General features: G+C 75.1%; 22 protein-coding genes. 9 read left to right on the top strand and 13 right to left on the bottom strand.

The genetic code is table 11. The features are described from left to right. Window positions 1-10: 10 nt before the first annotated feature. Window positions 11-2,233 carry a bifunctional diguanylate cyclase/phosphodiesterase gene (locus KPF22_RS06950; protein WP_224401511.1) on the top strand — a complete coding sequence of 741 codons (2,223 nt, stop codon included), beginning with the start codon at window positions 11-13 and terminating at the stop codon, window positions 2,231-2,233. Here the strand turns inward: KPF22_RS06950 and KPF22_RS06945 are convergent. The 3 genes from KPF22_RS06945 to KPF22_RS06935 are packed head-to-tail and all read right to left on the bottom strand — an operon-like array spanning window position 2,196 to window position 4,588. After that, entirely contained in the window at window positions 2,196-3,125 is a 930-nt protein-coding gene (locus KPF22_RS06945) for an ABC transporter substrate-binding protein (protein ID WP_224402389.1), read from the bottom strand. The genes KPF22_RS06950 and KPF22_RS06945 overlap by 38 nt on opposite strands. A 48-nt stretch (window positions 3,126-3,173) precedes the next feature. Next, window positions 3,174-3,773 (bottom strand): alpha/beta family hydrolase, encoded by a 600-nt coding sequence (locus KPF22_RS06940; protein WP_224401510.1) that lies wholly within the window; start codon window positions 3,771-3,773, stop codon window positions 3,174-3,176. Next, the gene (locus tag KPF22_RS06935) at window positions 3,770-4,588 is read right to left on the bottom strand and encodes an SOS response-associated peptidase (protein WP_208824105.1); all 819 of its coding nucleotides are present in this window, start codon (window positions 4,586-4,588) and stop codon (window positions 3,770-3,772) included. Before KPF22_RS06935 ends, KPF22_RS06940 begins: the two co-directional genes overlap by 4 nt. A gap of 35 nt (window positions 4,589-4,623) precedes the next feature. On the opposite strand from KPF22_RS06935, the gene aroA reads away from it, so the two are divergent. The 3 genes from aroA to KPF22_RS06920 are packed head-to-tail and all read left to right on the top strand — an operon-like array spanning window position 4,624 to window position 7,785. After that, window positions 4,624-5,916 carry a 3-phosphoshikimate 1-carboxyvinyltransferase gene (aroA, locus tag KPF22_RS06930; RefSeq protein ID WP_208824103.1) on the top strand — a complete coding sequence of 431 codons (1,293 nt, stop codon included), beginning with the start codon at window positions 4,624-4,626 and terminating at the stop codon, window positions 5,914-5,916. A gap of 1 nt (window position 5,917) precedes the next feature. Beyond that, window positions 5,918-6,937 carry a ribosome small subunit-dependent GTPase A gene (gene rsgA, locus KPF22_RS06925; protein ID WP_208824101.1) on the top strand — a complete coding sequence of 340 codons (1,020 nt, stop codon included), beginning with the start codon at window positions 5,918-5,920 and terminating at the stop codon, window positions 6,935-6,937. A 47-nt stretch (window positions 6,938-6,984) separates the two neighbouring features. Next, window positions 6,985-7,785 carry a hypothetical protein gene (locus tag KPF22_RS06920; RefSeq protein WP_208824099.1) on the top strand — a complete coding sequence of 267 codons (801 nt, stop codon included), beginning with the start codon at window positions 6,985-6,987 and terminating at the stop codon, window positions 7,783-7,785. A 9-nt stretch (window positions 7,786-7,794) separates the two neighbouring features. Here the strand turns inward: KPF22_RS06920 and KPF22_RS06915 are convergent, their stop codons facing one another. Continuing rightward, the gene (locus tag KPF22_RS06915; RefSeq protein WP_208824097.1) at window positions 7,795-8,733 is read right to left on the bottom strand and encodes an SMP-30/gluconolactonase/LRE family protein; all 939 of its coding nucleotides are present in this window, start codon (window positions 8,731-8,733) and stop codon (window positions 7,795-7,797) included. Between the two features lie 32 nt (window positions 8,734-8,765). Here KPF22_RS06915 and KPF22_RS06910 point away from each other — a divergent pair, with 32 nt between their 5' ends. Further along, a complete protein-coding gene (locus KPF22_RS06910; RefSeq protein ID WP_208824095.1) occupies window positions 8,766-9,596 on the top strand; it encodes a crotonase/enoyl-CoA hydratase family protein in 831 nt (276 codons plus the stop codon). 14 nt (window positions 9,597-9,610) lie between these two features. On the opposite strand, the gene KPF22_RS06905 is transcribed toward KPF22_RS06910, so the two are convergent. Beyond that, on the bottom strand, window positions 9,611-10,117 hold the full coding sequence (locus tag KPF22_RS06905; RefSeq protein ID WP_208824094.1) for a hypothetical protein: 507 nt from the start codon (window positions 10,115-10,117) through the stop codon (window positions 9,611-9,613). After that, entirely contained in the window at window positions 10,114-11,586 is a 1,473-nt protein-coding gene (locus tag KPF22_RS06900; protein ID WP_208824093.1) for a wax ester/triacylglycerol synthase family O-acyltransferase, read from the bottom strand. The genes KPF22_RS06905 and KPF22_RS06900 overlap by 4 nt, the downstream gene beginning before the upstream one ends. Between KPF22_RS06900 and KPF22_RS06895 the strand changes: the two genes are divergently transcribed. The 3 genes from KPF22_RS06895 to KPF22_RS06885 are packed head-to-tail and all read left to right on the top strand — an operon-like array spanning window position 11,585 to window position 13,953. Further along, on the top strand, window positions 11,585-12,379 hold the full coding sequence (locus KPF22_RS06895; protein ID WP_062397518.1) for an RNA methyltransferase: 795 nt from the start codon (window positions 11,585-11,587) through the stop codon (window positions 12,377-12,379). The two genes, KPF22_RS06900 and KPF22_RS06895, sit on opposite strands and share 2 nt — an antisense overlap. A 22-nt stretch (window positions 12,380-12,401) precedes the next feature. Beyond that, entirely contained in the window at window positions 12,402-13,673 is a 1,272-nt protein-coding gene (locus tag KPF22_RS06890) for an alpha-hydroxy acid oxidase (protein WP_224401509.1), read from the top strand. Between the two features lie 19 nt (window positions 13,674-13,692). After that, the gene (locus tag KPF22_RS06885; RefSeq protein WP_073576330.1) at window positions 13,693-13,953 is read left to right on the top strand and encodes an antitoxin; all 261 of its coding nucleotides are present in this window, start codon (window positions 13,693-13,695) and stop codon (window positions 13,951-13,953) included. 116 nt (window positions 13,954-14,069) lie between these two features. Here the strand turns inward: KPF22_RS06885 and KPF22_RS06880 are convergent, their stop codons facing one another. The 4 genes from KPF22_RS06880 to KPF22_RS06865 form a co-directional block, all read right to left on the bottom strand. Next, window positions 14,070-14,474 carry an HAD-IA family hydrolase gene (locus tag KPF22_RS06880; RefSeq protein ID WP_224401508.1) on the bottom strand — a complete coding sequence of 135 codons (405 nt, stop codon included), beginning with the start codon at window positions 14,472-14,474 and terminating at the stop codon, window positions 14,070-14,072. A gap of 82 nt (window positions 14,475-14,556) precedes the next feature. Continuing rightward, window positions 14,557-15,321 carry an ABC transporter permease gene (locus tag KPF22_RS06875; RefSeq protein WP_178376074.1) on the bottom strand — a complete coding sequence of 255 codons (765 nt, stop codon included), beginning with the start codon at window positions 15,319-15,321 and terminating at the stop codon, window positions 14,557-14,559. Then, entirely contained in the window at window positions 15,318-16,304 is a 987-nt protein-coding gene (locus KPF22_RS06870) for an ABC transporter ATP-binding protein (protein WP_208824091.1), read from the bottom strand. The genes KPF22_RS06875 and KPF22_RS06870 overlap by 4 nt, the downstream gene beginning before the upstream one ends. A 16-nt stretch (window positions 16,305-16,320) precedes the next feature. Beyond that, a complete protein-coding gene (locus tag KPF22_RS06865) occupies window positions 16,321-16,824 on the bottom strand; it encodes a MarR family winged helix-turn-helix transcriptional regulator (protein ID WP_224401507.1) in 504 nt (167 codons plus the stop codon). Window positions 16,825-17,116: 292 nt separating this feature from the next. Between KPF22_RS06865 and KPF22_RS32980 the strand changes: the two genes are divergently transcribed. Continuing rightward, window positions 17,117-17,962 carry an Rv3235 family protein gene (locus KPF22_RS32980; protein ID WP_224401506.1) on the top strand — a complete coding sequence of 282 codons (846 nt, stop codon included), beginning with the start codon at window positions 17,117-17,119 and terminating at the stop codon, window positions 17,960-17,962. A 40-nt stretch (window positions 17,963-18,002) separates the two neighbouring features. On the opposite strand, the gene secA is transcribed toward KPF22_RS32980, so the two are convergent. From secA to KPF22_RS06845, 3 genes are all read right to left on the bottom strand, one after another. Continuing rightward, complete coding sequence (gene secA / locus KPF22_RS06855; RefSeq protein WP_224401505.1) at window positions 18,003-20,828, bottom strand: preprotein translocase subunit SecA; 2,826 nt, start codon at window positions 20,826-20,828, stop codon at window positions 18,003-18,005. Between the two features lie 210 nt (window positions 20,829-21,038). After that, a complete protein-coding gene (gene hpf / locus KPF22_RS06850; RefSeq protein ID WP_062397537.1) occupies window positions 21,039-21,698 on the bottom strand; it encodes a ribosome hibernation-promoting factor, HPF/YfiA family in 660 nt (219 codons plus the stop codon). Window positions 21,699-22,018: 320 nt separating this feature from the next. After that, window positions 22,019-22,753 carry a ComF family protein gene (locus tag KPF22_RS06845; protein ID WP_224401504.1) on the bottom strand — a complete coding sequence of 245 codons (735 nt, stop codon included), beginning with the start codon at window positions 22,751-22,753 and terminating at the stop codon, window positions 22,019-22,021. Window positions 22,754-22,830 lie beyond the last annotated feature (77 nt).

The raw sequence follows: 22,830 nt of genomic DNA, 5'->3' as shown, positions 1-22,830 counted from the left end.
GAGAGCCGTCGTGGCGAAGCCCGTCCCCGTCCTGCCCGGTGGGCAGGGGCCGGGGCCGTCGGCGCTGGCCGACGCCTGGGTGCGCGCCATCGAGGCCCGCAACTTCGTCTCCGCCGCCCGCGCCGACCTGTACGCGGTGCTGTCCGGCGCAGCCTGGTGGTTCACCGCCGTCGTCGAGGGACGGGCGGAGGAGGCGATCGCCGAGGAGGTCGGCGCCGAGCTGGTCGCCGCGCACCTCACCGACCCGGCCGCGCTGCGCTGCTCGATCGACGTCCTGGCCCGGCACTTCGCCGGGCCCACCCCGGACCCGGAACGGTTCCGCCGCTGGACCGCGGCGGTCGGGGCGCTGTCGACGGGGTACGCCCGGACGCTGCGCGACCGCACCCGGTTGGAGCAGGAACGGATCAGCTCCGCCGCGTTCGCGGCGCGCGCCGCCGCCGAGGACGCCCGATGGCAGTCCGAGGCGCGCTACGGGGTCGTCTTCGAGAGCTCCGTGCTCGGCATCAGCGTCGCCGACACCGAGGGCCGCATCCTGGAGGCCAACCGCACGCTGACCGCCATGCTCGGCTACCGGCCGGGCGATCTCGTGGGCCGCTCGGTGTTCGAGTTCATCCACCCCGAGGACACCCCGGAGATGTGGCCGCAGATCGAGGCCATGCTCGCCGGGCGGATCGGGCACGCCCGGATGGAGAAGTCCTACTTCCGGGCCGACGGTGACCAGGTGTGGACCGAGCTGACCGTCTCGCTGGTCCGCTCCCCCGACGGCGAGCCCCGCTACCTCGTCGCGATGGTCTCCGACGTCACCGAGCGGCGCCGCCTGCAGTCACGGCTGCGCCACCAGGCCGAGCACGACCCGCTCACCGGGCTGCCGAACCGCTCGCTGTTCTTCACCCGGCTCGAGTCCGCGCTCGCCGGCCCGTACGGCTCCCCCGCCCCGGTGGGGGTCTGCTACCTCGACCTCGACGGCTTCAAGGCCGTCAACGACACCCTCGGCCACGACGCGGGCGACCAGCTCCTGCGCACCGTCGCACACCGCCTCGACGCCGAGCTCCGCCCGGCCGGGCACACCGTCGCCCGGATGGGCGGCGACGAGTTCGTCGTGCTGGTGGAGCGCTGCGCCGGCGTCGAGCAGCTGACCGCGGTCGCCGAGCAGGCCCTGGCGGTCGTCCGACGGCCGGTGAACGTGCGCGGCCGGGAGATCGTGGTCTCGGCCAGCATCGGGATCGTCGACCGGCCGTTCGCGGTGGACTCCGGCGCCGTCGGTGCCGAGGGGGCGGCCGAGCTGATGCAGGCCGCGGACACCACGATGTACTGGGCCAAGCGCGACGGCCGGGACCGGATCGCGGTGTTCGACCCGGCCCGTCACGCCAACGACGTGCATCTGTTCGAGCTGGCCGGGCGGATGCCGGGCGCTCTGGAGCGCGGTGAGTTCCACCTGGAGTACCAGCCGCTGGTGTCGCTGCACGACGGCTCGGTCGTCGGGGTGGAGGCGCTGGCCCGCTGGCGCACCGCCGACGGCGAGCGGCTCGGCCCGGACGTGTTCATCCCGCTGGCCGAGCAGACCGGGCTCATCGTGCCGCTCGGGCTGCACCTGCTGGAGCGGGCCTGCACCGACGCCCGCTCCTGGGTGGGTGCGGGCGCCGACGAGGGGCTCGTGCTCAGTGTGAACGTGGCGGGCCAGCAGCTGCGCAGGCCCGATGCCGTCGCCCGCATCGCCGACGTGCTGGAGCGGACCGGGTGGCCTGCGTCGTCGCTGCAGCTGGAGTTGACCGAGAGCGACCTCATGTCCGCCGCCGGGCGGCCGGTGCAGGCGCTCGAGGAGCTCTCGCGGCTCGGGGTGCGGATCGCCATCGACGACTTCGGCACCGGCTACTCCAACCTGGTCTACCTGCACCGGCTGCCGGTCGACGTGCTCAAGCTGGCCGGCTCGTTCGTCACCGGCCGGGGCGGCGCCTGCCCGGACGACGACGGCGGCCCCCCGCGCGACGTCGACAGCCCGGTCATCCTCTCGGCGATGATCGAGCTGGCGCACACCCTCGGACTCTCCGTCGTCGCGGAGTCGGTGGAGACCGAGAGTCAGGCCCGGCGGCTGCACCAGCTGGGCTGCGACGTCGGGCAGGGCTGGCACCTGGGCTGCCCGGTCCCGGCCGCGGAGATCGCCGCCCGGCTCACCGCGCCCGGCGGCGGCCCGGGGCTCAGCCCGCGGCGGCCCGCTCCCGGACCTCGTCGATGACGCGCTCGGCGCCCAGCACGCCGATCCCGACCATCCACGTCTCGTCGTCGACCTCGTGCACCGCTCCCGCGCGCACCGCGGGCAGCGGGACCCACAGCCGTGCGACCGCGGCACGGGAGCCCGACGACGGGTCCTGCGCCCGATCGGTGAAGAACACCACGTCGCCGTCGATGCTCCCGGCCAGCTCGGGGGCACTCTCGATCATCGAGTACTCGTTCCACGGACGGTCGCCGAGGTCGTAGCCCATCGCGGTGAGCACCGAACCGGAGAAGCTGCGGGGGCCGTAGAGCCGGAACGACTCCGGGCGGAACCGCACGATCGAGGCCGTCCGGCCGGGAGCGCCGACCTCGCGTCCGACCGTGGCCGCGCGCTCGCGCCAGCCCGACAGCAGCTCCTCCATCCGGGGCCGGGCGTCGACGGCGTCGGCCGTCACCCGGGCCTGCTCCTCCCAGTCGGTGCCACTGCCGACGGAGAACACCGTCGGAGCGATCCGGGACAGCTGCTCGTAGAGCGGGCGGTGGCGGACCGCCGACCCGATGATCAGGTCGGGGCGCAGCCGGACGACCGCCTCCAGGTCCGGTTCGGCGATCAGCCCGGTGGGCTCGGTGCCGGTGAGCCGGTCCGCGAGGTAGGGCGGGTAGCCGGCGCCGGCCGCGGAGACGCTCGCGCCGACCGGGACGGTCCCGAGCGCGACCAGCGCGTCGAGGTGCGGGGAGTCGAGGACGACGACCCGGGCGGGGCGTGCGGGCAGGCGGGTCTCACCCATCGCGTGGGTCACGGTGTAGCCACCCGGCTCCTCGGGCCCGGTGCCGGTGCCGGTGCCCGCACCGCAGCCGACGGCCGTCCCGAGTACCAGCAGCACCGCCACGAACCGGGCGAACGGTCTGATCATCACGAACCGAACCTAGGCCGAGATCGAGGGTAGGCAACCCTCACGAACTCACCGGGTGAGTGTCGCCAGCCACTCCCCCACGGCGGACCCGAGCAGGTCGTGCTGCCTTCTCAGGCCGTGGTCGCCGTCGAGCAGGACGACCCGGCGGTCCGGACCGTCCCCGGGGACGCCGAAGCGGTCGCTGCGGCCCTGCACCACGAGCACCGGCACCCCGGCCGCCTCGAGCTCCGGGGCCCGCGTCCGCTCCGGGCGGCCCGGTGGGTGCAACGGGAAGGCCAGGCACAGCACCGCGGCGGCACCGGCCGTCGTCGCCGTGCGGCAGGCGACGCGCGCGCCCGAGCTGCGGCCGCCGACGACCAGCGGGCCGTCGTGGCCGGGCCGCACCGCCGCGACGACGGCGAGCCACGCCTCGTCGAGGTGCCCGGCCGGGGCGGGGGCCCGCCGGCCCGAGACCCGGTAGGGCTGCTCGACCAGGCCGACGTCGAACCCGGCGGCGGTGGCCGCCGCGGTCGCGGTGACCAGGTCGGGGGCGTCGACGCCACCGCCCGCGCCGTGCCCGAGCAGCAGCAGCCCGCGCGGGGACCCCGCCCGGTGCAGGGTGACCCGGGCCGGGCCGCGCGGGGTGTCGACCTCGCGCGCCGCGGTCACGAGAGCAGGTCGAGCTGGATCGGCTCGGTCACCTGGTCGTCGGGGAGCCGGTCGAGCAGCTCGGGCGCGTTGTTGCGGACGTTGTTGACCTGCGGCGAGACCGGCCGGATGTCCAGGGTGGAGACCAGCTCCGGCGACGGCGGCACCAGCAGCCGGGTCACCCCCTCGTCGCCGGTGCCGCGGTCCGGGTCGAGCCAGTCCGACCAGTCGTCGGGGCGCAGCAGCAGCGGCATCCGGTCGTGCACCTGGGCCAGCGGGCCGACCGCCTCGGTGGTGAGCACGCAGGCGGTGACGAGCCCGTCGGGGTACTTCTCGGTCAGCTCGTCGCCCTTCGGGCGCCAGAACTCCCAGATGCCCGCCATCGCCATCGTGGCGCCGTCGGCGTAGTGGGTGAAGTACGGCTGCTTGGTCGGCTTGCCGGTCCCTCCCTGCGACTTCGGGACGGCGTCGTGGCGCTGCCACTCGTACCAGCCGTCCATCGGGAACAGGCAGCGCCGCGACGCGGCCGCGCGGCGGAACGCGGGCTTCTCGGTGATCGTCTCCGACCGGGCGTTCACCATCCGCGCACCCGCCGACGGGTCCTTCGCCCAGAACGGCACCAGCCCCCAGCGGACGGTGCGCAGCGACCGCTCGGTGGTGTCCCGGTCGGGCTCGCCGCTCTCGTCGCGGGGGTGGCGCTCGACCACCACGGTGATGTCCTTGGTCGGCGCCACGTTGTAGTCCGGACGCTGCGAGGACTCCTCGGTCGCGTCGACGGCGTGGAACTCGTCGGCCAGGTCCGCGGGGGCCTTGGTGGAGGCGTAACGGCCGCACATGCGCCCCATCCTCCCACGTGGGGAAGGATGGAGGCGTGAGCAACTGGACCGCCCCCACGCCCGGGTCGCCGGTGACCGGCACCGTCACCGTCCCCGGGTCGAAGTCGGTGACCAACCGTGCGCTGCTGCTCGCCGGCCTGTCCGGCGGCGGCGTCCGGGTCGACGGCGCCCCGCCCACCCGCGACACCGCGCTGATGACCGGGGCGCTCGCCGCGCTCGGCGTCCCGGTCACCACGCTCGGGGACACGGTGGAGATCGGCGCGCACCCCGGGCTGCGCGGCGGGACCCCCGAGGCGCCCGCCGCGGTCGACTGCGGGCTCGCCGGCACGGTCATGCGGTTCGTCCCCCCGGCCGCGGCGACGGCGTCCGGTGCGGTCCGCTTCGACGGCGACCCGCGCGCCCGGGAGCGACCGATGGGCACCGTGCTGGACGCCCTGCGCGCACTCGGTGCCACCGTGTCCTACGACGGCGCCGCCGACGCGCTGCCGTTCGTGCTCGACGGCGGCCCGGTCCGGGGCGGCGAGGTCACGATCGACGCGTCGGCGTCGTCGCAGTTCGTGTCCGGGCTGCTGCTGTCCGGGTCGCTGTTCGAGCGCGGCGTGACCGTGGTCCACGAGGGCGCGCCGCTGCCGTCGCTGCCGCACATCGCGATGACCGTGGAGATGCTGCGCGCCGCCGGGGTGGCCGTCGACGACGCCGAGCCCGACACCTGGCGGGTCGAGCCCGGCCCGGTCGCGGCGCGGGACTGGTCGGTCGAGCCCGACCTGTCGAACGCCTCGGTGTTCCTCGCCGCGGCCGTCGTGACCGGCGGGCGGGTCACCGTGCGCGGCTGGCCGGCCGAGACCACCCAGCCCGGCGTCGACGTCCTGCCGGTGCTGGAGCAGTTCGGCGCCACGGTCACGCACACGGCCGACGGCCTCACCGTGACCGGGCCGGACCGGCTCACCGGCGTCGACGTCGACCTGCACGACGCGGGCGAGCTCGCCCCCACCGTCGCCGCCGTCGCCGCGCTGGCGTCGGGCGCCTCGCGGCTGCGCGGGATCGGGCACCTGCGGGGACACGAGACCGACCGGCTCGCCGCCCTCGCCACCGAGATCACCGCGCTCGGCGGTGCCGTCACCGAGACCGAGGACGGCCTGGTCATCGAGCCGAAGCCGCTCACCGGGCGGTCCGACCGGCCGTGGGGCGCCTACGCCGACCACCGGATGGCGACCGCGGGCGCGATCATCGGGCTGGTGGTGCCGGGCGTCGAGATCGACGACGTCGCGAGCACCGACAAGACCATCCCGGACTTCCCCGGGCGGTGGGCGGCGCTGGTCGGGAACTGACATGCCCCGCGACATCAGCAGGCTCGACGAGTCCGACGTCCGTGTCCGCCCCGGACGGCGCGGGAGCAGGCCGCGCAGCAAGCGCAGGCCCGCCCACGCCGACGCGACCCGCGCGATGGTCACCGCCGTCGACCGGGGACGGTGGACCTGCGCGGTCGACGCCGACCCGGGCCTGCCCCAGGTCGTCGCCATGCGGGCCCGCGAGCTGGGCCGGACGCCGGTCGTCGTCGGGGACCGGGTGGACCTCGTCGGGGACCTGTCCGGAGAGCCGGACACCCTCGCCCGGATCGTGCGGGTCGCCGAGCGTGACACCGTGCTGCGCCGCACCGCCGACGACACCGACCCCTACGAGCGGATCGTCGTCGCGAACGCACAGCGGCTGATCGTGGTCACCGCCGTCGCCGACCCGGTGCCGCGCAGCGGGTTCGTCGACCGCTGCCTGGTCGCGGCCTTCGCCGGTGGACTGCAGCCGGTGCTGTGCCTGACCAAGTCCGACCTCGCCGACCCGGAGCCGTTCGCGGCGCAGTACCGCGAGCTCGGCGTGCCGGTGCTGGTGACCGGGCGCTCGGAGTCCGGGCCTCCGTCCGGGCTGGACGCGCTGCGCGAGGAGCTGTCCGGACGGCTGTGCGCGCTGGTCGGGCACTCCGGGGTCGGCAAGTCCACCCTGGTCAACGCGATCGTCCCGGCCGCCGAGCAGGCCACCGGGGTCGTGTCGGGTGTCGGGAAGGGACGGCACACGACCACCGCCGCGCTCGCGTTCCCGCACGCCGACGGCTGGGTGGTCGACACCCCCGGGGTGCGCTCGTTCGGGCTGGCGCACGTCGGCGCGGACGACGTCGTCGCCGCGTTCGGCGACCTGGCCACCGCGATCGAGGACTGCCCGCGCGGCTGCGGGCACCTCGGGCCGCCCGCCGACCCGGAATGCGCACTGGACGACCTGGTCGCCTCCGGCGCACTCGGAGGAGGCAGACTCGAGGCGTTGCGCCGCGTGCTGGTGGCGCTGGCGAGCGACAGGTTCTGACCATCACGACGACGGCCGGGGAGCGGGTAGTGCCGGGACGGCGCGCGATGACGCTGCTGCTGTGCGGGGCGGTGCTGGTGCCCGGGCTGACCGGCTGCGCCTGGCCCGGTTCCCTCGGTGACACCCCCGCACCGCCCGCCGCCGCGCCCGCCGCCCTGCCGAAGTACTACGACCCGGCACCGCTGATCACCGACGTCCGGGCCCGTACCCGGCTCGACGGCGGCTCGACGCTGTCGGTGGCGGGCACCCTGACCCACGACGGCACGACCGTCCCGGTGACCGGCGACGGCGCCCTGCGGGTCGACCAGGACGGGGACGCCCCCGCGGTGCGGCTGCTGCTGCGCTCCGGCCCGTCCGGCGCGGTCGCCCGGAGCACGGAGCTCATCCGGATCGACGGCCGGACCTGGCTGCGCCCCGGCGACCGCGGCTGGGGCGAGGCCGGCCGGGTCGCGCTGCCCCCGGAGCAGATGTCCCACGCGACGCTGGCCGCGAACGTCGCCGCCGGACTGGACCCGCTGGGGGCGGTCGCGCGCTACCCGGACGCGGTGCTCGTCGCCGAGGCCGCCGACGACGCCGTCGACGGCACCCCGACCGTGCACTACACACTGGTCGTCGACCTGGTCCGGGCCGCGGCGACCGAGACCGACCCGGCGCGCCGCACGGCGCTGCAGGCCCAGCAGCGGGCCGGGCTGACCCGGCTGAGCGCGGAGATCTGGGTCGACGCCGAGCGCAGGCCACTGCGCAGCCGGGTCCGCCAGCAGCTCCCCGACGGCGCGGCGCTCGACGTCCTCGTCCGCTACGACGGCTGGGGCGTCCCGATCACCATCGAGCCGCCGGTCCGCGGCTGACCCGGGCCCTCAGCGGCGGAACGCCAGGTCCAGGCCGTCGACCGGCCAGGTGCAGCGGTAGAGCCGCCCCCACCCCGACGAGGTGACCCAGGCCTCGCGCGACCCGGCGCCGGCGAAGCAGATGTTCGTGACGTGCGGGTCGTGCTCGGGCGGCGCCACGGTGCCGAGCAGCTCCCCGGCCGGGGACAGCACGCTGACCTCGCCGGAGACCAGGGTGGCGACGCAGACGTTCCCGTCGCCGTCGACGGCGAGCGAGTCGAGGTTGCGGAACCCGGCGAAGCCGTGCAGCAGCCGGGCGTCGCCGGGGCCGGGCGGGCCGGGCAGCTCCGGCGGCGCGGCGAGCGTGCCGGGTCCGGTCACCGCCCAGCACCAGACACGGCCGGTGGCGGTCTCGGCGACGTAGAGCCGCGACCCGTCTGGGGACAGGCCCACGCCGTTCGGGGTCATGAGCGGGTGCACGACCTCGGTGAGCGCCGAGCCGTCGGGACGGGCGTGGTACAGCCCGCCGAGGTCGACCTCGCGGGGGCGGCGCTTGCCGAGGTCGGTGAACCAGAAGGTGCCGTCGGCGGCGAAGACGATGTCGTTGGGGCCGCGCAGGCCGTCGTGGAGCACCGCGGAGCCGCCGGTGTCGGGGTCGACGCGCAGGATCGCGCCGCCGCGGTAGTCCTCGGGCTGGTTGCCCGGGTACACGGTGCCGTCGGGGCGGGTGTGCCAGGTGAAGCCGCCGTTGTCGCAGACGTAGACGGCGCCGTCCGGGCCGATCGCGGCGCCGTTCGGGCCACCCCCGGTCTCGGCGACGGTGACGTGGCCGCCGTCGGGCAGCACCCGGGTCAGCCGCCCGGCCGCGATCTCGACGACGAGCACCGACCCGTCGGACAGCGCCACCGGGCCCTCCGGGAACGCGAGCCCACGGGTCACCTCGTGCAGCTGCGGCGCGACGAACGCCATACCGGCCTCCGATCCGGGTTACGGTCCGGTGCATGAGCGAGCGTGTCCGGACCACCGTGGACGACGGCGTCGCAGAGGTGCGGCTCACCCGCCCGGAGCGCCGCAACGCCCTCGACGTCGTCCAGTTCACCGCGATCGTGCACGCCGCGGAGGCGCTGCGCGACCGCACGGACGTCCGCGCGGTGGTCCTCTCGGCGGACGGGCCGGACTTCTGCGCCGGGCTGGACCGCGACATGTTCCGCGCGATGCGCTCCGGTGAACGGCTCTCGGCCACCGCCGAGCTGCCCCCGCCGCGCGAGGGCTCCCCGGCGCACGCGACCGGGCAGCGCGCAGCCCACGTCTGGGCCGAGCTGGACGTGCCGGTGATCGCCGCCGTGCAGGGGCACGCGCTGGGCGGCGGGCTGCAGATCGCGCTGGGGGCGGACCTGCGGATCGTCGCGCCCACCGCGACGCTGTCGGTGCTGGAGATCGTGTGGGGCCTGGTGCCCGACATGGGCGGCACGCTGCTGCTGCCGCAGCTGGTCGGGCGTGACGTCGCCCGCGACCTGACCTTCACCGGGCGCACGGTGTCCGGCACCGAGGCCGTCGCGCTGGGGCTCGCGACCCGTACCGCCGAGGACCCGCGGGCGGCCGCGCTGACGACCGCGCACGAGATCGCCGCCCGCAACCCGCACGCCGTGCGTGCGGCGAAGCGGCTGCTCGCGGCGCCCCGCCCACCCGCCGAGCAGCTCGCCGCCGAACAGGCCGAGATCGGTGCGCTGATCGCGAGCCCGAACCAGCGCGAGGCGGTGACCGCGCGGCTGGAGGGGCGGGACCCGGTGTTCGCCGATCCCGCACCGGGGCCGCCGGCCGGGACGGGCTGACCGCCCGCCGGGGCTCAGCCCAGCTCGACGAGGAACGGCAGCTCGCTGCCGTCGTACCAGGCCAGCTCGTGGTCCTCGGCCTCGCCGACGAGGAACTCGGCGTCCATGTCGCCCAGGTCGGCCTTGTCGACCGCGCCGGCCGCCTCCCGGACGGCGTGCTCGGCCTCCGGCAGGTCAACGTGCACGGCGGCGATCTTCGACATCGGCACCGGGCCGGTCACCCGGACCGCGCCGTCGTCGAGGTCGGGGCGCAGCGTGACGTCGTCGGTGTCGGCGGACACCACGACCCGGCGGGCGGGGGTGTCGTCCTCACCCAGCCCGAACTCGACCGAGAGCAGCCGCAGCGACGCCCTCGCCGCCTCGTTCATCGCGGCGTACTCGAGCTCCTCGTCGTCGCCCGCGGTGTAGGACTCGCGCAGCTTCGGGGTGAGTGCGAACGCGGTGCCGCCCAGCGGCTCGAAGTTCCCGGTCTTCACCGTGCGGGCCAGCATCGGCCAGGTCGCGGGGAGGTAGATCCTCAACGGTCGTCTCCTCTGACGGGTGTCATCGGTGTCTGTCGCAGTGTCTCGAGGAGCTCCTCGAGTGACTCGTCCACCATCCCGGCGAGCACCTCCAGGTCGCCCATGGCGTCCCTGTCCCCGTTCAGCCCGTAGTACACACCACCGTCGTAGCTGGTCAGGCCGATGGAGACGGCCTGACCCTTCGCCAGCGGCACCACCGGGAACATCTCCAGCATCCGCGCCCCGGCCGCGTAGAGCGGGAACTGCGGGCCGGGCACGTTGGTCACGACCAGGTTGAAGAAGTGCCGGGCCATGCCGTTCGCGGCGCGGGCGCCGACGGCGTGCAGCGTCGGCGGGGCGAACCCGCCGATCCGCACCAGCGTGTCGGCGCCGACGGCGTCGCCGGTGTCGGTGTGCTCGCGCATCTGGTGGGTGACCTGGTGCAGCCGCACCAGCGGGCTCGGCTCGCCGACGGGCAGGTCCACCAGGAACGACGCCACCCGGTTCCCGAGCGACCCGCCGGTCGCCGAGCTGGGCACGTCGCCCTCCCCGCGCACCGACAGCGGCACCAGCGCCCGCACCGACGACGACCCGGCGACCGGCTCGCCGCGCGACATCAGCCAGGTGCGCAGGGCACCGGCGATGACGGCGAGCACCACGTCGTTGACGTCGCAGCCGTAGGCGGCGCGGACCTTGCGGTAGTCCTCCAGGTCGGTGCGGGCCATCGCGAACCGGCGCTGGGTGGAGATCTCGGCGTTCAACGGGAGCCCGGGCGCGCGGCGGCCCGCGGTGCGGGCCATGTTCAGGACCTTGCCCGCGGCCCCGGCGAGCTTGCCGACGGTGGCCAGCGCGTCGCCCGCGGCGACCCGGACGTTGTCCACGATCTCGGTGGGGCGGGTGACGGCCTCGGAGATCGCGTCGAGCACGAGCTGGCCGTCGGTCGGCTCCGGGCGCGGCATCCACAGCTCGTCCGGGGTGTCCCGCGGCTCGGCGGACACGTCCAGGATGACCTGGCCGATGTCGATGGCGGAGATGCCGTCGACCATCGCCTGGTGGGTCTTGGTGAGGATCGCGACGCGGCCGCCGTCGCCGCCGCGGCCGTCCGCTGCGGGGGCGAGGCCCTCGATGAGGTACATCTCCCACAGCGGGCGGGTGTGGTCCAGCGGACGCGACATCAGGCGCCCGACCAGCTCGGTCAGCTGCTCCTCGCTGCCCGGACGGGGCAGTGCCGAGCGGCGCACGTGGTAGGCGATGTCGAACTCGGGGTCGTCGACCCACACCGGGCGTGCGAGGTTGCCCGGGACGTGGCGGACCTTCTGCCGGTAGCGCGGCACCAGCGCGATGCGCTGCTCGATGAGCTCGACCAGCCGGTCGTAGTCGAAGCCGTCGTCGGGGCGGTCGAACACGGCGACCCCGCCGACGTGCATCGGTGTGGTCGCCTCCTCCAGGTACAGGAAGGACGCGTCGAGTGCGGAGAGCCGGGACGGCATGGCCGCGATCCTACGTGCGACGCTTCTCCCCGTGAGCGATGCAGGTGCGGTCTCCCCGAAGGACCGGTTCATCACGGTCTACGGCCGCAAGCCCGTCCTGGAGGCGCTGGCCGACCCCGACCTGGAGGTCGACAAGGTCGTGCTGGCCGACACGGTGCGCGGTGGCGGGGAGCGCGAGATCACCGCGGCCGCCCGCGGCCGCGGTGTGCCGGTGCAGCGCGCGACCGCGCAGCGGGTGAAGGTGCTGGCCGGCAACGGCCGCCACGACCAGGGCGTGCTGGCCGACGTCGTCGCCCCGCGGATGTCGCCGCTGGAGCACTTCCTGTCCGACCTGGGCACCCGGCGGCCGGCGTCGGTGCTGGTGCTCGACGCCGTCACCAACCCGTCGAACGTCGGGATGATCCTGCGCAGCGCGACGGCCGCCGGTCTGGACGGCGTGCTGCTGCCCCGCCGCGGGGTGCCCGCCATCGACCCGCTGGTGATCAAGGCGTCGGCCGGGGTGGCGTTCGCCGCGCCGGTGCTGCGCTGCGCCACCGCCACCGAGGGCGTCGACCTCATGCACGCCGCCGGGTTCGGGGTGTTCGGGCTCGACGCCGGCGGCGACTCGCTGCTGGAGGCGTCGCTCCCGCCCCGGGTCGCGCTGGTGCTGGGCAACGAGACCGACGGCCTGACCGAGGACGTCCGTTCCCGGCTCGACGGGATCCTCTCGCTGCCGATGTACGGCGGGGTGGAGTCGCTCAACGTCGCCTCCGCCGGAGCCGTCGCCGCCTACGAGCTGCTGCGCCGACGCTGACCGGTCACCTAGTGTCGGGGCGATGGTGCGCCGTCGCATTCCCCGCCCGTCCGAGCTGGCGCCGCTGCTGCGGCCGGCCCCGTTCACCCTGGACCGCACGGCGGCCCGGCTCGCCCGCGCGTCGAGCATCGGTGACCTGCGCGAGCTGGCGCGGCGGCGCGCGCCGCGGGCCGTGTTCGACTACACCGACGGGGCCGCCGAGGACGAGGTGAGCCTGCGCCGGGCCCGCGAGGTGTGGGCCTCGGTGGAGTTCTCGCCGACCGTGCTCACCGACGTCTCGCGGGTGGACACCGGCCGGGACATCCTGGGCGGTCGCTCGTCGCTGCCGTTCGCGCTGGCCCCGACCGGCTTCACGCGGATGATGCACACCGAGGGCGAGCGCGCGGTCGCCGCCGTCGCCGCGCGGGCCGGGATCCCCTACGCGCTCTCGACGATGGGGTCGACGACGATCGAGGGCGTCGCCGAGGCCGGCCGCGGCGGGCGGCACTGGTTCCAGCTCTACCTGTGGCGCGACCGCTCGGTCGCCCACGAGCTCGTCTCCCGGGCGCGGGAGGCCGGCTACGACACGCTGCTGCTGACCGTGGACACCCCGGTCGGCGGCAACCGGCGCCGCGACGCCCGCAACGGCCTGTCCATCCCGCCCGCGCTGTCGCTGCGGACCTTCGTCGACGGCGCCCGCCACCCCCGCTGGTGGTTCGACCTGCTCACCACCGAGCCGCTGACGTTCGAGTCGCTCGCCGCGGGCGGCGGCAGCCCCTACGAGGTGATCAACCGGGTGTTCGACCCGGCGCTGACCCTCGACGACGTCACCTGGCTGCGCGGGGCCTGGCCCGGGAAGCTGGTGGTCAAGGGCGTCCAGTCGGTCACCGACGCCCGCCGCGTCGCCGACGCGGGCGCCGACGGCGTGCTGCTGTCCAACCACGGCGGACGGCAGCTGGACCGGGCCCCGGTGCCCGCCGAGCTGATCGAGCCGGTGGTGCAGGAGCTCGGCGACGACGCGGAGGTCCTGGTGGACACCGGGATCACCCACGGCGGCGACGCCGTCGCCGCCGTCGCGCTCGGCGCCCGCGCGGCGCTGGTGGGCCGCGCCTACCTGTACGGGCTGATGGCCGGTGGCGAGGCCGGGGTGTCCCGCGCGGTGGAGATCCTGCGCGCCGAGGTGGAGCGGACGATGCAGCTGCTCGGCGTCACCCGGGTGGACGACCTCCGCCCGGAGCACGCCCGGCTCCGCTCGGCGACCGGCGGCCACCACCACCCGAACGAGCGACGGCCCGGCACTGCGCCCCGGCGCTGACGGGGCCAGCATGGGGCGCATGAGTTTCCTGGACAAGGCCAAGGAACTGCTCGGCAAGCACGACGACAAGGTCGACCAGGCCCTGAACAAGGTCGGCGACGCGGCCAAGCAGAAGTACGGTCACGACGGTCAGATCGACACCGCGACCAAGTTCGCCCGCGAGCGGACCGGCACCGGTGACACCGCCGCGCCGCCGCCCCCCGGTCAGCCGGGTCCGGACGGCCAGGCCCCGCCGCCGCCCGCGCCGGGCCAGGCCCCGCCGCCGCCCCCGCAGCAGTAAGCAGGGCACGACCGGTCCGGCCACCGCCGGGCAGCCCACGAGGCGCCGTCCGCACGCTGCGGGCGGCGCCTCCGCATGTCCGGGGCGCCCCGGCTGCGCCGCGGGTCGCCCGGGGCTCAGTCGCGGGCGGGCACCCCGAGCAGGACCTCCAGCTCGCCGAGGGTGGTCTCGGCGCCGGTGTGGCGCACCCCGACCGCCCCGGCCGCGGCGGCGCCGCGCACGCACGCCCCCATGTCGTCGACGACGACGCACTCCCCCGCGGGCAGGCCCAGCTCCGCCGCGGCGGCGGCGAAGGAGTCCGGGCTCGGCTTGCGGGCCCCGCGGACCGCACCGAGGAGCACCGTGCCGAACGCCGCGGCGACCTCGTCGGGCACCGCGTGCGCGCCGGAGAACAGTGCGGTGCGGATCCCCGCCGCCGCGGCGCGACGGACATAGGCGAGCAGCAGGGCACCGTCGGCGGGGTCGTCGAGCACCCCGCCGTAGTCGACGATCAGGCCACGCAGGGTCCGGGTGTCCGCCACCCGGCCGACGGTACCGAGTGTCGCCGCCTCCCGGGGCGCTCCGCGGCGGGGTGCTGCTGCGTCGCCGCCCGACCGCCGCGGCTCAGTCGAGGGCCCGGCGCAGGAAGCCGCGGATCCCCAGCAGGGTGAACAGCACGATCGCCGCCACCGGGACGAGCACGCACACCCACAGCGGGATGTGCGGGACCTGCGGCACCAGCGACGCGCGGATCCCCTCGCTGACGTAGGTCAGCGGGTTCACCGCCGACAGCACCTGGAACCAGCGCAGGTCGGCCAGGGTGAGCCACGGGTACTGCACCGAGCCGGTGAACAGCAGCGGCGTGAAGATCACGGCGAACAGGATGTTGATCCGCCGCGGCGGCACCGCGGTGCCGATGGTGAGCCCCATCGCCGCACCGAGCAGGCTCCCGAGCACCACCATCAGCAGCGCGGGGGCCAACCCCTCGGCCGGCCACCGGATGTCGATCATCGCGAAACCGATGGGCACCATCAGCAGGCTGGCGAGCAGGCCGCGCAGCCCCGCGAAGGCGATCTTCTCGACGGCGACGGCCCACACAGGCATCGGCGCGAGCAGCCGGTCGTCGATCTCCCGGGTCCAGGACAGTTCGAACACCAGCGGCAGCGTCACCGCCTGCAGGGCGCCGAACATCGCGTTCAGCGCGATCAGGCCGGGCAGCATGATCTGCCCGTACTCGGGCGACACGAAGCCGCCGCGGCCGAGGACCACGACGAAGACCAGCAGGAAGAAGAACGGCTGCACCAGCGTCTGGGCGAGGAACGACGGCAGCTCCCGGCCGGTGACGAACAGGTCGCGGCGCAGCACCGCCAGGAAGGCACGCCCGGTCATCGCAGGTCCCTGCCCGTCAGGTCGATGAAGACGTCCTCCAGCGTCGCCTGCCCCAGACTGACGTCGCGCACCGTGGCGCCGTGCCGCCCGAGCAGGTCGACGGCCGGCGCCAGCAGCGCCGCCGGCTCCGCGGTGACCGACAGCCGGAACGCCGACACGGTGCCGTTCTCCCCCGGGCCGCGGCCCGGCGGGGTCTCGGCACGCGCGACACCGCCCAACCCGGCCAGCGCCACGCGCAGCGTCTCCGCCGCACCGGCCCCGTGGTCGGCGACGATCTCGACGGTCGCGCTGCCCGGCAGCGACCGGACCAGCGCGTCCGGGGTGTCCAGCGCGAGCAGCCGCCCGTGGTCGACGATCCCGATCCGGTCCGACAGCTTGTGCGCCTCGTCCATGTCGTGGGTGGTGAGCACGACGGTCACGCCCTCGTCGCGCAGCCCGCTGATCTGGTCGTGGACGAACAGCCGGGCCTGCGGGTCCAGGCCGGTCGAGGGTTCGTCGAGGAACAGCACCTCCGGGGAGTGCATGAGCCCGCGGGCGATCATGACGCGCTGGGCCTGGCCGCCGGACAGGTCGTCGGCGACGGCCTTCGCCTTGTCGGTCAGCCCCATCCGTTCCAGCAGCTCGTCGGCGCGGCGGTTGCGCTCCGCCCGCCCGACGCCGTGGTAGGCGGCGTGGAAGACCAGGTTGTCGCGGACACCGAGGGAACGGTCCAGGTTCTGGCGCTGCGGGACGACGGCCAGCTTCGCGCAGACGGCGACGGCGTCGGCGCGGACGTCGAGCCCGGCGACCCGGGCCGTGCCCGAGGTCGGCACCACGCGGGTCGTGAGCACGCCGACGGTCGTGGTCTTCCCGGCGCCGTTGGGCCCGAGCAGCCCGAACACCTCACCCTCGGCCACCGAGAACGACAGGCCGTCGACGGCGTTGCCCTTCGCCTTCGGGTACCGCTTCACCAGGTCGACCACCTCGACCGCGGTCCGTCCCATCGCACTCCCCCGCCGATCACGTCACGTCGGGCCGATCCTGCTCCAGGTCGGCGATCACCGCGAGCAGGTAGGCCCGGACGGCGTCGTCGAGCCCGTCCGCCGGCTCCCGCAGCCACGGTCCGCGCCCGTCGGGGCGGGCGTCGCGCCACCGGTCCCGCCCGGCGTCGGTGAGCGTGACGAGCCGGACCCGCCGGTCCGCCGGGTCCCCGCGGCGGGCCACCAGCCCCGCCGCCTCCAGCGCGTCGACGACCGGGGTCAGGCTGGTCGGGGCGACCCGGACCCGGGCGGCGAGCTCGCGCTGGGCCAGTCCGCCGCACCGCTCCAGCACGTCGAGGACGGCGAACCCGGTGACACCGAGGCCGTGGCCCCCGGTCCGCCGCCGGCGTTCGGCGAGCACCGCCGCCCCGGCCCGGACGATGAGGTCGGCCAGCGACTCCGCGGGGCCGTCCACCGGGTCGGGAGCGGCGACGAGACGGGGCGGGGTGAGGTCGATGCGTCCCGGTGGGTGGGGTGCGGGCATCGCGGGAGGGTAGGACGCGGCGGGGCCCGGCGGGGGCGGTCGGGCGGGGCCGGTCGCGTTCGTGAACACCGGCCCCCACCGGAGGGCGGCTCACGACCGCGGCGCAGGCGCCGCTCGCCTCCGTGGCTCCGTCGTGGCTCCGTCGGGGCGCCGGACCACGCCGGCCGCACGTGCGCCCTCGGCTCGTGCTGCGCCGGATCGTGCGGCACCGGATCGTGCGGCACCGGACGATCCGGTGGCGGATCCGGGCCGGGCCCCGTCGCGGCCACCGGGACCGTCGCAGTCTGGCGCCGTGACCACGACGACGACCGGCACCGCCCCGGCGGGGGGTGCCTCCGGCCCGCGGACCGACACCGCCCCCGGCACACAGGCCGCGCCCGTGCCACCGCCTCCCGGTGACCGGCCCCGCCCCGCCCCGGTTACGGCCGGCCACGCGCGGCACGCGTCCTCGCAGGTGGGGACGGCGGCGCCCGCCGTCGCCCCGGCACCGGACGCGGACACCGGTGCCGTCGACGCGTCCGGGTCCCCGGTCACGTCCGCGCAGGCCGGGGCCGTCGCCGGGCAGGCTCCGCCACCGCCCGGGCCCGGGGCACTCCTGGTCCGCACCCCCGCCGACGTGCCGGAACCGCTCGCACCGGGGGTCGTCGTCGTCCTGCCGGGCGGGTTCCGGATGTCCTCCGGACCGGCGCCCGCACCGCGCGAGGCGGTCCGACCCGTCCCGGCGCCGACGGTGCCCGAGGACACCTCCCCGGCCGACGCCGAGCGGGTCCGGGCCCCGGCCCACGGGATCGTCCGGCTGCTGACCGAGGTGCTCGCCGGGCGCCGCCCGCCGGACGGGGTCACCGCCGTCACCACCCCGGCGGTGCGCCGCTACCTGACCGCGGCCCGGATCGTGCACCCGGCGCGCCCGTCCCGTGGCCGCCCGGGTCCCGGAGGACGGGTCGGCGCCCCCGGCTGCGGGAGCCCGGGCGGCTCGACCGCACGCCGGGCGCCGCGGGTGCACGTGGGTCTGCCCCGGCCGGACGTCGCCGAGGTCTGCGCGACCGTCAGCGTCGCCGGGCGGGTGCGTGCCCTGGCGCTGCGGCTGGACCGGGCGCCGGACGGCCGGTGGCTCGCCACCGCCGTCCGGCTCGTGTGAGGCGCGACGCGACCGAGCCCGGCCGGACGGCGCCCGGAGCTCAGCGCCGCCGGCGGGCCTTCTCCGCGCGGCGCCGCTCGGCGCGGTTGACGCCGTCGTCGCCGTTCGGGGACGCCCCGTGGCCACGGGCCGGGACCTGGTGGCGACCGGTACGACCGGTGCCCGGGGCGGCCGCCCCGCCCTCGCCGCGACGCGCGACGCCGCCGTCCTCGCCCGGGCCGCTGTACTGCAGGTTCTGCGGCGGGCTGGTGCGGAACAGGTTCGGCAGGACCACGGTGGACTCGGCGGGGTCCTCGGCCGGGACCCGGCGCACGACCGGGATCTCGGTCGTCTCCGGCTCGGCCTCCTGGACCGGGGCGGCCGGCTGCTGCACCTGGACGACGACGTTGAACAGGTGCCCGATCGTCTCCTCCTTGATGCCCTCGAGCATCGCGGAGAACATGTCGAAGCCCTCGCGCTGGTACTCGATCACCGGGTCGCGCTGGGCCATGGCCCGGAGCCCGATGCCCTCCTTGAGGTAGTCCATCTCGTAGAGGTGTTCGCGCCACTTGCGGTCGATGACCTGCATCAGGACCTGGCGCTCGAGCTCGCGCATGCCGCCCTGCGGGCCGATGAGCGCGTCGATCTCGGCCTCGCGCCGGGCGTAGGCGGTCTCGGCGTCGGCCAGGATGATCCGCTCGAGCTCCTCGGCCGACAGGTCGTCGATGTCGTCGGCGACGGTGCGCCAGTCGAGCTGGATCGGGTACAGACCCTTGACCGCCGTCCACAGCTTCTCGAGGTCCCAGTCCTCGGAGTAGCCCTCGGCGGTGGCGCCGACGACGTAGGCGTGGATCACGTCCTCGAGCATGTTGCGGGTCTGGCGCTGCACGTCCTCGCCGTCGAGGACCCGGCGGCGCTCGTCGTAGATGACCTTGCGCTGCTGGTTGAGCACCTCGTCGTACTTGAGGACGTTCTTGCGGATCTCGAAGTTCTGCTGCTCGACCTGGGTCTGCGCGCTGCGGATCGCGCGGGTGACCATCCCCGCCTCGATCGGCACGTCGTCCGGCAGGTTGAACCGGTTCATGATCGACTCGACGACCTGGCCGTTGAAGCGGCGCATCAGCTCGTCGCCGAGGGACAGGTAGAAGCGGGACTCGCCCGGGTCGCCCTGCCGGCCGGACCGGCCGCGCAGCTGGTTGTCGATGCGGCGGGACTCGTGGCGCTCGGTGCCGAGCACGTAGAGCCCGCCCGCGGCGCGGACCTCGTCGGCCTCGGCCTTGACCTGCTTGCGCATGCGGTCGAGCACCGCGTCCCACGCGGCCTCGTACTGCTCACGGGTCTCGACCGGGTCCAGGCCCTGGCTGCGCAGCTCCAGGTCGGCGAGGAACTCGGGGTTGCCACCGAGCATGATGTCGGTACCGCGACCGGCCATGTTCGTGGCGACGGTGACGGCGCCCGCGTGCCCGGCCTGGGCGATGATCTGCGCCTCGCGCGCGTGGTTCTTCGCGTTGAGCACCTCGTGCGGCACGCCGCGGCGCAGCAGCAGCTTCGACAGGTACTCGGACTTCTCGACACTCGTCGTACCGATCAGGACCGGCTGGCCCTTCTCGTGCTTCTCGGCGATGTCGTCGGCGACCGCCTCGAACTTCGCGGGCTCGGTCTTGTAGATCAGGTCGGCCTGGTCGGCGCGCACCCGCGGCCGGTTCGGCGGGATCGAGACGACCGACATCTTGTAGATCTCGTGGAGCTCGGCGGCCTCGGTCTGGGCCGTACCGGTCATGCCGGCGAGCTTGTCGTAGAGCCGGAAGAAGTTCTGCAGCGTGATCGTCGCCAGGGTCTGGTTCTCCGGCTTGATCTCGACGCCTTCCTTGGCCTCGATCGCCTGGTGCATGCCCTCGTTGTAGCGGCGACCGGCGAGCACACGGCCGGTGAACTCGTCGACGATCAGGACCTCACCGTCGTTGACGATGTAGTCCTTGTCCTTCTTGAACAGCTCCTTGGCCTTGACCGCGTTGTTCAGGTAGCCGACCAGCGGGGTGTTCGCGGACTCGTAGAGGTTGTCGATGCCGAGCTGGTCCTCGATCAGCGCGACACCCTCCTCGGTGATGCCGACGGTGCGCTTGCGCTCGTCGACCTCGTAGTGGATGTCCTTGGACAGCATCGGCGCGAGCCGCGCGAACTCCTGGTACCAGCGGGCGCTCTGCTCGGCCGGGCCGGAGATGATCAGCGGCGTGCGGGCCTCGTCGATGAGGATCGAGTCCGCCTCGTCGACGATGGCGAAGTTGTGCCCGCGCTGGACCATGTCGGCGGTGTTCCACGCCATGTTGTCGCGCAGGTAGTCGAAGCCGAACTCGTTGTTCGTGCCGTAGGTGACGTCGCAGGCGTACTGCTCGCGGCGCTGCGCCGGGGTCATCTCCGACAGGATCACGCCGACGGTGAGACCGAGCCAGCGGTGGATGCGGCCCATGGTCTCGGAGTCGCGCTTGGCGAGGTAGTCGTTCGTGGTGACCACGTGCACGCCGTCGCCGGGCAGCGCGTTGAGGTAGACGGCCAGCGTCGAGGTCAGGGTCTTGCCCTCACCGGTTCCCATCTCCGACACGTTGCCCATGTGCAGGGCCCCGGCACCCATCAGCTGCACGGTGAACGGGCGCTGGCCCAGCGTGCGCCGGGCGGCCTCGCGCACCGTGGCGAAGGCCTCGGGCAGCAGGTCGTCGAGTGACTCGCCGTCGGCGTGGCGACGGCGGAACTCGTCGGTCTTGGCGCGCAGCTGCGTGTCGGTGAGGCCCTCGAAATCGGGCTCCAGTCCGTCGATGTGCGCGGCGATCTTCGCGAGCCGCTTCACCAGCTTGGTTTCGCCGGCCCGGAGGAGTCGACTCAGGAAGGGCACTGCCGACCTCATTCACGTCGCGGTCAGGACACGGGGCCTCCCACCACGGTCTCCGCGCCGCGACCCGGTGCCGCGGGCGGCACCGGCACGGCACCGGCGCGCACGGCGGGCCGACCCCGTCGTCCATGGTACGGGCACCGGCGACGGTGGCCCGCGCCGCGGCGGGGAGGCGTTCCCCGCCGCGGTACGGGCACCGTCGGGCGCGGGTGGTCAGCCGTCGAGCCGGATCACGCCGTAGTCGTAGCCGCGGCGGCGGTAGACGACCGAGGCACGGCCGGTCTCACTGCAGGCGAACATGTAGAAGTCGTGGCCGACGAGCTCCATCCGTGACAGCGCCTCGTCGACACTCATGGGTGTGGCCGGGTGGGACTTCTCGCGGACGATGCGTCCGGGCCGGTACTCGGCCTCCCACTGCTGCTCGAGGCGGACCAGCTCGTCGTCGGTCAGCGACTCGTCGTGGCTGCGCGGTGCGGGGATGGTGTCGGTGACGGGAGGGGCCGCTTCCATCAGCGCGACGGCCGAGGCGTCGGCGGCGGCGCGGGAGGCGGCCACGCGGTCGCGGCGGCTGGGCTTGCGGCGGTCGTGGGAGCGACGCAGCCGTTCGGCGAGCTTGCCGACGGCCATGTCGAGCGCGGCGTAGAAGTCGGCGGCGGAGGCCTCGGCGCGGGCGACGGCTCCGCAGCCGCCACGCCCGGTGATCTCGACGCGCTGGCAGGACTTCTGCTGACGGCGGTTCGGCTCGTGGAAGAGCTCCACCTCCATTCCGACGATCTTGTGGTCGTGGCGCTCCAGGCGGCTGAGCTTGTCCTGGACCAGGCCACGGAAGTGCTCCGGCACCTCGACGTTCCGGCCGGTGACGACGATCTCCACTCGAACATCCCTCGCTTCAGTCGTGCTGAACCCGGGACCCGACGACGGCCCCGGGGGGTGGGCTCGCGGTCGTTCCTCCTGATGTGGTAGCGGTCGGAGTTCAGCGGACGTTATCGGGAAATCCGCCTCCGGGACAGGTCGTTCGCCGACCCGTCGGGTGGACACCCTGGTGCCATCGGACGCGGTGTGCGACGACCCTGCGGCACCCGGGTGACCCGTCACCCGCGGAGCGGCGCGCTCACCTCCGGATCGCGCTTCCGGTGACCACTGTGGACGACTGACCGGGAGATCGGCGGACCCGCCGAGATATGTGACCGCCATCACATTCGGTCGCTGGGTCGGCGCCGGCGGGCCGAGGCGTCGGCGAGCACCACGGCGCCCACGGCGGGCAGTCCGGATGCGGCGAGCACCGCCCCGCAGGCCCGCAGGGTCGCCCCGGAGGTCACGACGTCGTCGACCAGCAGCACCGCCTCACCCCGGGCCGCGGGCACCGGCTCGCGGCCCCGGACCGGATGCAGCGCCGAGGCCAGGTTCGCCGCCCGGCCCGCACCGTCGAGCCCCACGGAGTCCCGGGCGCGGCGGTGCAGGGCCAGGACCGCGTCGGTGCGGGCGGGCAGCCCGGCAGCGGTCAGCAGCGGCGCCAGCGCCCGGCACAGCCGCAGCACGTGGTCGCCACCGCGCACCCGGGCCGCCGACGGCCGGGACGGGGCCGGCACCAGGCGCACCGCGGCCGGGTCCGGCGTCCCGTCGGCCCGCGGCGCGAGCACCGCCGACACCGGGCCCACCAGCAGCCCGGCCAGGTCCGGCGCCAGGTCCCGCCGGCCGCGCTCCTTGTAGGCCAGCACGGCCCGGCGCAGCGGCCCGCGGTAGCGCCCGGCCGCCGCGACCCGGCCGGCGCCGGGCACGCGGACCGGCACCGGGCCCGCGGTGTCCTGCGCGCAGGCCGGGCACCAGCCCCCGCTGCCGGGCGGCCCGGCACCGCAGCCACCGCAGGTCCGGGGCAGGAGGAGGTCCAGCAGGGCGGCGGCCGGGGACGGGGCTCGGGTCGGGGTCACGGCTCCGATACTCGCCCCCGGCACCGTCGCCGCGGCCCCGCCGGAGCCCGCCCGGGCCGAGTTGTCCACAACCACCG

It is taken from the genome of Pseudonocardia sp. ICBG1034, assembly GCF_020131375.1.
GTDB classification, from domain to species: domain Bacteria; phylum Actinomycetota; class Actinomycetes; order Mycobacteriales; family Pseudonocardiaceae; genus Pseudonocardia; species Pseudonocardia alni.
This window is presented reverse-complemented; position numbering and strand designations above follow the sequence as displayed.

What these genes read in the sequence shown, in the direction of transcription:
- KPF22_RS06945 (WP_224402389.1), bottom strand. Translation starts at nt 3,125, where the DNA reads ATGATCAGACCGTTCGCCCGGTTCGTGGCGGTGCTGCTGGTACTCGGG.
- KPF22_RS06935 (WP_208824105.1), bottom strand. Translation starts at nt 4,588, where the DNA reads ATGTGCGGCCGTTACGCCTCCACCAAGGCCCCCGCGGACCTGGCCGAC.
- rsgA (WP_208824101.1), top strand. Translation starts at nt 5,918, where the DNA reads ATGCCCCGCGACATCAGCAGGCTCGACGAGTCCGACGTCCGTGTCCGC.
- KPF22_RS06920 (WP_208824099.1), top strand. Translation starts at nt 6,985, where the DNA reads ATGACGCTGCTGCTGTGCGGGGCGGTGCTGGTGCCCGGGCTGACCGGC.
- KPF22_RS06915 (WP_208824097.1), bottom strand. Translation starts at nt 8,733, where the DNA reads ATGGCGTTCGTCGCGCCGCAGCTGCACGAGGTGACCCGTGGGCTCGCG.
- KPF22_RS06910 (WP_208824095.1), top strand. Translation starts at nt 8,766, where the DNA reads ATGAGCGAGCGTGTCCGGACCACCGTGGACGACGGCGTCGCAGAGGTG.
- KPF22_RS06895 (WP_062397518.1), top strand. Translation starts at nt 11,585, where the DNA reads ATGGCCGCGATCCTACGTGCGACGCTTCTCCCCGTGAGCGATGCAGGT.
- KPF22_RS06900 (WP_208824093.1), bottom strand. Translation starts at nt 11,586, where the DNA reads ATGCCGTCCCGGCTCTCCGCACTCGACGCGTCCTTCCTGTACCTGGAG.
- KPF22_RS06890 (WP_224401509.1), top strand. Translation starts at nt 12,402, where the DNA reads ATGGTGCGCCGTCGCATTCCCCGCCCGTCCGAGCTGGCGCCGCTGCTG.
- KPF22_RS06885 (WP_073576330.1), top strand. Translation starts at nt 13,693, where the DNA reads ATGAGTTTCCTGGACAAGGCCAAGGAACTGCTCGGCAAGCACGACGAC.
- KPF22_RS06875 (WP_178376074.1), bottom strand. Translation starts at nt 15,321, where the DNA reads ATGACCGGGCGTGCCTTCCTGGCGGTGCTGCGCCGCGACCTGTTCGTC.
- KPF22_RS06870 (WP_208824091.1), bottom strand. Translation starts at nt 16,304, where the DNA reads ATGGGACGGACCGCGGTCGAGGTGGTCGACCTGGTGAAGCGGTACCCG.
- KPF22_RS06865 (WP_224401507.1), bottom strand. Translation starts at nt 16,824, where the DNA reads ATGCCCGCACCCCACCCACCGGGACGCATCGACCTCACCCCGCCCCGT.